We start from the raw sequence: 2,566 nt of genomic DNA on the forward strand, positions 1-2,566 counted from the left end.
TCCTCGCCGGCTGGGGGCGTTGCTGCTCTGCTCATTCATCTGGGGTGAACCTCGGTTCGGCGATCTCGGCGACGGGCGCCAGCAGCTCGACGGTGCCGCCGAGTGCCGCGTTGAGCCGTTCCCGCTGCGCTCGTGTGAGCGACTGCAGCGGAGCCCAGGACCCGTCGGGGCGGTGGTAGCTCTCGACGAGCTTCTGCGTCGAGGCGAGCGCCGCCTCCGCGTCGGGCAGAGCGGGGTAGCGCGTGGCCAGATCGCTCTTCAGGAAGCCGAGCGCGATCGTCGCGCCGCTGAGGTTCGCGTCGATCGTGGCGAGGTTCGTGTGGCTGCCGGCATCCGTCGCCCCGGTCAGCTCGAACTGGATCGCGTTCTCGACGATCTCGTGCGATCGCAGCCCGATCACCAGCGGATCGATCTGCGCGGTGCCCGGGTCGGCGATGAGCGAGTCGACCGCCGCGCCGAGCCTGCGCGTCTGGGCTGCGACGGCGGCGGCGGGAGCCCCCGACCACAGCAGCGCCTCGATCTTGTGGAACCCGGTGAGACCCCGATCGCTCAGCGCGGTGGTGCCCGAAGCAGGCATCCCGTTGATCTCGGCGTCGTGGTCGCCGAACGCGTCATATGCCGCGCCGAGCGTCTCGTAGCTGAGATGCGCGGCCAGCCAGTCGGCCTTCGCACGCGCTAAGTCGCCCTCCTCTGCGTCGGCAGCGAGCTGCGCGACCTGCTTCTTGAGGGTCGGAAGCCGCCCGTCGACCCACTTTCCGTAGGCGATCGCCACGAGGTTGAGCTGATTCCGGGTCAGCGGCGCGGTGCCGGCGCTCAGCACCGCCCCGTGCGGCGCGGCCCCGACCCGCACGGTGGCGCCGATCGTCGGCTGCGAGTCCTCGGGGTAGCAGGCGAAGCGGTAGCGCCCCTTCCCGAGCACGACCTGCGCGGTCGTCTTCGCGCCGGCGCCGACGCCATCGAGCTCGAGGAAGACCTTCTTGCTGCCCTGCTCCTGCAGCTGGATGTCCATCGGGGCGTCATTGCCGTTGGCGATCGTGAAGCTCTGGGCACCGCCCGGCACCGCGGCGTTCGCGCCGTCGCCCCACCCGACGCCGCACGTGCTGCGGTTGGCGGTCAGCTCGTAGGAGTGCGGAGCGCCCGCGGACGCCGTCGAGGCGGCCTGCGGCTGCGCTGCGCCTCCGTGCGCGGGCGACAGCACCGTCGCCGCCACGCCGACCGCCACCACGAGCGCGACCACAGCCCAGAACAGGGCGAACTGTGACCGCTGGGACATGCCGTGGGGGGACCTTCTCGTAGAGCACTGCCGGGGGCGGGGCGGCGCACTGCTCGGGCATGCGGCGGCCCTCGAACGAGGCTAGAGGCGGCCCAGGGCGCCTCTCGGCGAGTTCAGAAGCTGTTCACCGCTCAGACACGAAGCCGTCCCCTGCACAGAGAGTTACGCTCGATCCATGGCAGGCACACCGCTCCGCGACATCCCGGTCACCACGATCGACGGCACCCCGACCTCGCTCGCCGACTACGCCGACAAGGTCGTCATGGTGGTCAACGTCGCGTCGAAGTGCGGCCTGACGCCGCAGTACGAGCAGCTCGAGCAGTTGCAGAAGACCTACGAGTCGCGCGGGTTCACGGTGATCGGATTCCCGTGCAACCAGTTCGCCGGCCAGGAGCCGGGCAGCGCCGAAGAGATCGTCGAGTTCTGCTCCGCGACCTACGGCGTGACCTTCCCCCTGATGGAGAAGACCAAGGTCAACGGGCGCGACGCCCACCCGCTCTACAAGCAGCTCAAGCACACGAAGGACCGCCTGCACCTGGGCGGCCCCGTGCAGTGGAACTTCGAGAAGTTCCTCGTCTACCCCGACGACACCGTGATCCGCTTCCGCCCGCGCACCCTGCCCGACGACCCGCAGGTCATCGAGGCCATCGAGCGCGGGCTCGAGCAGCGCACGCCGGGCGCCGCCTAGTACGACGTTCCGCCCGAGACGCCGAAGAACTCCTCGAGCGTCTCGACGTGCTTCGCGTGCAGCTCGGTCGCGAGCGGCACGCCGATGAAGCGGAAGTGCCACGGCTCGTACTGGTAGCCCGTGACGTTCACCTTGTCGGCCGGGTAGCGCAGCAGGAAGCCGTAGCGCCACGCGTTCGCGGCGAGCCACTTCCCCTGCGGCGTCGTCGCGAAGCAGACCGCGAGCGAGCAGTTCGCGGGCACGGCGGAGAGATCGACGGCAAGCCCCGTCTGGTGCTCGCTCGTCCCCGGCCGCGCCGAGAGCTCGTCGGCGACCGCCTCGCCCTTCGAGCTCACCCACTCGTTGTAGACCGCGAGCTGCGTCGGGTAGGAGCGGTAGCCGCTCTCGATCGACAGCGACAGCCCCGCGGCGCTCGCGGCCGCCGCCATTCCGGCGAGGGCTTCCGCCGCGGGCTTGCGCAGCGGCTGGCGGTTCGGGTTCGGAAGGTCGGGGTAGACGAGATCGGCCGGCGCGTAGTCGACTGGCTTCAGGGGGTGCTTCTTGTTGACGATGACCCAGAGGCTCGCGGGATCGGTCGTCGAGCGCGCCTTCTTGTCGAAGGCCGG

At 70.3% G+C, this 2,566-nt stretch carries 3 protein-coding genes; 1 reads left to right on the forward strand and 2 read right to left on the reverse strand.

The features are described 5' to 3' along the window. Nucleotides 1–31: 31 nt before the first annotated feature. Entirely contained in the window at nucleotides 32–1,273 is a 1,242-nt protein-coding gene (locus tag ACM2XV_RS14100; RefSeq protein ID WP_487027388.1) for an imelysin family protein, read from the reverse strand. Between the two features lie 175 nt (nucleotides 1,274–1,448). Here ACM2XV_RS14100 and ACM2XV_RS14105 point away from each other — a divergent pair, with 175 nt between their 5' ends. Further along, nucleotides 1,449–1,961, forward strand: coding sequence for a glutathione peroxidase (locus tag ACM2XV_RS14105; protein WP_344772840.1), 513 nt, complete (start codon nucleotides 1,449–1,451; stop codon nucleotides 1,959–1,961). Here ACM2XV_RS14105 and ACM2XV_RS14110 read toward each other — a convergent pair. After that, a partial coding sequence (locus ACM2XV_RS14110; RefSeq protein ID WP_487027389.1) for a M15 family metallopeptidase occupies nucleotides 1,958–2,566 on the reverse strand: 609 nt, incomplete at its 5' end. The genes ACM2XV_RS14105 and ACM2XV_RS14110 overlap by 4 nt on opposite strands.

This window comes from Gryllotalpicola sp. CP2-P1 (genome assembly GCF_057512245.1).

Excerpts from the sequence above, each read along its gene's own strand:
- ACM2XV_RS14100 (WP_487027388.1), bottom strand. The coding sequence starts at position 1,273 with ATGTCCCAGCGGTCACAGTTCGCCCTGTTCTGGGCTGTGGTCGCGCTC.
- ACM2XV_RS14105 (WP_344772840.1), top strand. The coding sequence starts at position 1,449 with ATGGCAGGCACACCGCTCCGCGACATCCCGGTCACCACGATCGACGGC.